This window comes from Streptomyces sp. NPDC057654 (genome assembly GCF_042800135.1).
In the GTDB taxonomy this organism is placed as follows: Bacteria; Actinomycetota; Actinomycetes; order Streptomycetales; family Streptomycetaceae; genus Streptomyces.
In genome coordinates this window covers 1-4,960 of record NZ_JBHVHQ010000648.1, presented here as the reverse complement: position 1 = coordinate 4,960, position 4,960 = coordinate 1, and the positions used below count along the sequence as shown (strand labels likewise).

Sequence of the window (4,960 nt, the reverse complement as noted above, 5' to 3'; positions counted from 1 at the left end):
GCACCACGGCCACCACCGAGGCCGGGATCAGCGCCATCTTGTCGATGGCCCAGCCCACGAGGACGACCGCGGCCGCCACCTCGATCAGCACGAGCTGCTGGAGCCGCAGCGGCCCCATGCTGCCGGGCCGCGAGGAGGCCCGCGGGACCACCGCGCCCGTCGAGGCGCCCGGCGCGGAAGCGGCCGGAGCGGTCGTCCGCGACGAGCTGCGGCGGCCCGGCCGCCGCCGCCCAGGAGAGCCTCCCGCGCTCCCCGTATTCCGCGAAGTCCGTACGCGCGTCCCGGCAGTCATCCCCGCCAATGCCCCCTCAATGTCCGAAACGCACCAGCCTGGAGCGGTCGCTGTCCGTATCGAGACGGTCCCCCGGCACCATGCGTCATTCGTCTACGGGCATAGTAGAGGGTCCGTATGACAGGGGGACCGAGGGCGGCACCCGTCAACCGAGGCCGAACAACGGGGAGAAACGGCTAGACATGGCATCACGGCGGGACGAGCTCAATGCCTACACCTTTGCGAAGAAGCGGACAGTCGCCGCATTTCTGCAACCCTCGCCCACCGGCACCGAGGAAGGAGCGCCGCGCCCGCTGCGCACGGTCCTGCCGAGCGTTGTCGTGGGAGCGCTGATCCTCGCCGGTTTCGGCGCCTGGGGCATGTTCAAACCCACGGCCCCCAAGGGCTGGGACGACGTCGCGGCGCATGTGATCGTCGGCAGCGACTCGACGACCCGCTATGTCGTACTGAAGACGGACAAGAAGAAGCAGCTCCACCCCGTCCTCAACCTCGCCTCCGCCAAGCTCCTCCTCACCCCCGACAAATCCAGTGTGATCAAGGTGAAGGAGTCCGAGCTCGACAGCGGAAAGATCTCCCGCGGCCCCACGCTCGGCATCCCGTACGCGCCGGACCGCATGCCCAGCGCCGACGAGGCGGGCAAGAAGAAGCAGTGGGCGGTCTGTGAACAGCCCGGCGGCAACGGGAAGACCACCCAGAAGGCCGTCTTCCTCTTCGCGGACCGCGACCCCAAGGCGAAGCAGCTCAACTCCCGCCGCCTGCACGGCAGTCAGGCGCTGTACGTGGAGGGGCAGGACCACGCCCGCTACCTGGTCGACCCGAGCGGCACCAAGTACCTCCTCGGCGGTCCCGGCTGGAAGGCCATGCAGCCCGCCGACTACAACCTGCTGCTCCGCTCGATCTTCCGGGACGGCACCAAGCCGCAGCCCGTCACCAAGGACTGGCTGGCCACCTTCCACGACGGCGCGCCCATCGAATTCCCCAAGGTCCCCGGCCAGATCAACGCCCCCGCCGGCGTGCCCACCCTCGACGCCAAGGCCAACCACGTGGGCATGGTCCTGGAGGCGCCCACGGGCACCGGCACCCAGAAGTACGTCGTGCTCCAGGGCAAGGTCCAGCGCGTCTCCGACTTCGTCGCCAACCTGCTGCTGAGCAGCCGCGACCTCAGCAAGCTGGGGCAGGCGGGCACGGCGGAGCGGGTGGGCGCCGCGGACTTCACGCCGGACACCGACGAGTACTACGGCCAGTACCACTGGCCCGCCGCGATCCCCGACAAGGCGAACTCCGTCGACACGGCCGCGGGCAGCGGCGCCAAGAACACCGTGTGCAGCATCTTCGACGGCGTCGACGCCAACGGCACCCCGCAGCTCGCCGCCTGGGCCGGCACCGACTACCCGGCCGCCCTCCCCGACGGCGCCACCAGCGCGTACGTCACTCCGGGCGCCGGCGTCCTCTACCGCCAGGTGACGGGGCGTCAGACCAAGAGCGGCTCGGTCTTCCTCGTCACCGACACCGGCCTGCGCTACGCCGTCCAGTCCAACAACGACAGCGGCTCCGGCAAGTCGAAGATCGGCAACGACGACGACGCCAAGAAGGACGGTCAAGCGGCGGATTCAGGTTCAGGGGAGGCCGAGGAGGGCGGCGAGTCCGCGGCCCCCGAGCAGCCGGCGGCCAACCAGGCCCAGACCCGGCTCGGCTACCAGAACGTCAACCCCATCCCCGTACCCGCCAACTGGTCGGAGTTCCTGCCGACCGGTCCGCGGCTGGACACCAACAGCGCCAAGCAGCCGCAGGGCTCGTAGGGGATGGGCATGAGGACAGCCAACATGACGACGCCCGCCGCCCTCCTCGCGACAGCGGCGACGCTGACCGTGCTGACGGCGGCCGGAACCGCCGCCGCCGCCGAGCCGGTCGGTGTTCACGCGCACGCGCACGCGTCCCCGCTCCCGCCCGTCTCCCGGCTCGACGGCAGCGGCCAGTGCACCTACCCCGCCAAGCAGATCAAGGGCACGCCCTGGTCGCTCCAGCGCGTCCTCCTGGACCAGCTCTGGAAGGACACCACGGGCACGTTCCTCGCGGGCAAGGACAAGGGCAAGCCCGTACGCGTCGCCGTCATCGACACCGGCGTGGACATCAAGAACCCGCAGCTGAAGGACGCGGTCGACGCCAAGAGCGGTGCCGACCTGCTCCCCAAGCCGAAGGACAAGAACAAGGAGGCCCCGCCCGGCGGCGCCACGACCGACGTCGTCGGCCACGGCACCAAGGTCGCCGGCATCATCGCGGCCCGCAAGGCCGAGGGCACCGGCTTCGTCGGCATCGCCCCCCAGGCGACGATCATCCCGATCCGGCAGAACGACGAAAAAGGCACCGGCAACACCACCACCATGGCCACCGGCATCGAGAAGGCCGTGGCCGCGGGCGCCGACGTCATCAACATCTCCCAGGACACGGCGACCCCCCTGAAGGCCGACAGCGCCCTGGAACAAGCCGTGGAGAAAGCCATCTCCGCGAACGTCATCATCGTGGCCTCGGCCGGCAACGACGGCATCGACGGCAAGGTGAAGCAGACCTACCCGGCCGCGTACGAGGGCGTACTCGCCGTCGGCGCCTCCGACCGCAACAACGAACGCGCCGCCTTCTCCCAGTCCGGCGACTTCGTCGGCGTGGCCGCCCCCGGCGTCGAAATGGTCTCCACCGTCCCCAAGGGCGGCCAGTGCGTCGACAACGGCACCAGCTTCTCCGCCCCGTACGTGGCCGGGGTCGCCGCCCTCATCCGCGCCAAGCACTACAACTGGACGCCCCGCCAGGTCGTCGCCCAGATCGAGCAGACCGCCGAACGCGCCGTCAACGCCCACGACCGCTACATCGGCTGGGGCGTGGTCGACCCCGTACGCGCCCTCAACGAGGACCCGCACCCCATCGACCACGTCACCCTCAACCAGGGCCCCGCCCACAACGTCGAGGCCCCCCAACCCGCCGCCCTCGCCGTCGGCGAAACCCCGCAACAGCGCGAGGAACGCCTGGCCACCTACGCCCTCGGCGGCACCGCCGTCATCGTCGCCGTCATCACCGGCGCCGCCATCATCACCCGCGACCGCAAACGCCGCCGCGGGGCTTGAGTCCGGGGCTCGCCACGCCACCTGCAGAGGAAGCCGATTCCCCATGACGCAGCCGCCGCAGTCAGACGGTCCGCACCGCCCGCCCCAGGTCTGGGACACCCGACTGGACCAGTCCGCAGCGCTCCCACCGGAGCCGCCCTTCGACCAGCGCCCCACCGCTCCACCTGGCTTCGGACCGCCCCCTCTCTCCCCATTCACCGCCTCGGCCTTGAAAACCGTGCCGGATCAAGCTCGTCGCAGGAGACGCCGCACGATCCTCACCCTCGTGCTCGCGTTGCTGATCGCCGGGGGACTCGGTACGGGCGGGTGGCTGCTGTGGGGCGGGGACCCCGAGGCCGAACCGCGGCCGACGCGGCATCGTGTCGACGCCCGGCTTGGATGGCTGACCCCCGTGCCGGACGCGGACAAGGGCAGCATGGATGCGACCGCCACCACCTGGTTCGCGAAGGGCAATGTCATCCAGAGCACGGCGCGAGCGGTCACGGCCTACCGTGAAGGCGATGGCAAGCCGAGTTGGTCGGTGCCGGTCCCTGGATTTGCGTGCGGCTCCTCTCCCAGGCCCGACGGCGGAATCGCAGCGATCGTCTACGGAAAGCAGAAGTACCACTGTGATCAGTTGATGGCTGTGGACTTGGCGCAGGGACGCAGCCTCTGGCACAAGAACCTCGCCGACTCCCATGGCAACGATCAGCTCTATCAGAATGCGAACATCTCGGTTTCCCATGGAGTCGTCACCATGTCGGGAAACACCCGCACGGTTGCTTTCACGGCCGACAAGGGAAAGCCGGTCAAGCGCCGGGACAACGGCTGCGTGCCGCGGGGCGACGTCGCAGCCGGGAGTGGGAGCTTGTCCTTGGTCCAATGCGACCTGGCCGGGCGTCAGTTCCTCATGCGAGTGGATCCGAGGACAGGCATCGAGAGGTGGACCTGGAAGGTGCTCGACGGTGTCAAGGTGCACAACATCTTGTCTGTCGATCCGGCCGTGGTGGATCGAGAGGTGGACCTGGAAGGTGCTCGACGGTGTCAAGGTGCACAACATCTTGTCTGTCGATCCGGCCGTGGTGACTATTGGTCGTGAAGGCGAGAGCGATGTCTCGGACATCGTGATCCTCGATGACCATGGGCATCTCAAGAAGATGATTTCCCTTACGTCCGGTCCTTACGCTCTGGGCTGCAACCACATGAAACTGGACTCTTGCCGTCGGGCGCTCGTCGCAGGTGGCAGCATTTTTCTGGCGACGGGAAACGACGACGGCGTACGCGCCGATACCATCGCCGCTTTCAACGCGGAGACAGGGGAGAAGCGCTGGTCGGTACGGATTCCGGGCCAACGGGAGAACAGGCCTTTGGCTCTGCGTGACGGGCGCTTGCTCGTGTACCAGGAGGCTACCCAGGACGAAAGCGGGAAAGTACTTTCTCTTGACCCGGCAACCGGTGCATCCAAGCTTTATTCGAAGCTTCCGACCCAATCTGCCGAAGCTGAGAAGAAAATTTCCCACAACGGGTTCGCGTACTTTCGCGACGATCATCTCTACCTGGTCGCCGGCGACGG

The 4,960-nt window shown here is 68.3% G+C and carries 4 protein-coding genes and 1 pseudogene; 4 read left to right on the top strand and 1 reads right to left on the bottom strand.

Features of this window, described 5'->3' with window-relative positions; all coding sequences use genetic code 11:
• A pseudogene (locus tag ACFU99_RS32785) lies at positions 1 to 292 on the bottom strand (type VII secretion protein EccE); the annotation flags it as partial.
• A gap of 182 nt (positions 293 to 474) precedes the next feature.
• Here ACFU99_RS32785 and eccB point away from each other — a divergent pair.
• The 4 genes from eccB to ACFU99_RS32765 form a co-directional block, all read left to right on the top strand.
• On the top strand, positions 475 to 2,091 hold the full coding sequence (gene eccB / locus ACFU99_RS32780) for a type VII secretion protein EccB (RefSeq protein WP_384398967.1): 1,617 nt from the start codon (positions 475 to 477) through the stop codon (positions 2,089 to 2,091).
• 9 nt (positions 2,092 to 2,100) lie between these two features.
• Positions 2,101 to 3,408, top strand: a complete 1,308-nt coding sequence (mycP, locus tag ACFU99_RS32775; protein WP_384398965.1) for a type VII secretion-associated serine protease mycosin — start codon at positions 2,101 to 2,103, stop codon at positions 3,406 to 3,408.
• Positions 3,409 to 3,451: 43 nt separating this feature from the next.
• Complete coding sequence (locus ACFU99_RS32770) at positions 3,452 to 4,486, top strand: PQQ-binding-like beta-propeller repeat protein (protein ID WP_384398963.1); 1,035 nt, start codon at positions 3,452 to 3,454, stop codon at positions 4,484 to 4,486.
• Positions 4,437 to 4,960, top strand: a 524-nt coding sequence (locus ACFU99_RS32765; protein ID WP_384398961.1) for a PQQ-binding-like beta-propeller repeat protein, incomplete at its 3' end; no start/stop codon positions are given. The genes ACFU99_RS32770 and ACFU99_RS32765, both read left to right, overlap by 50 nt.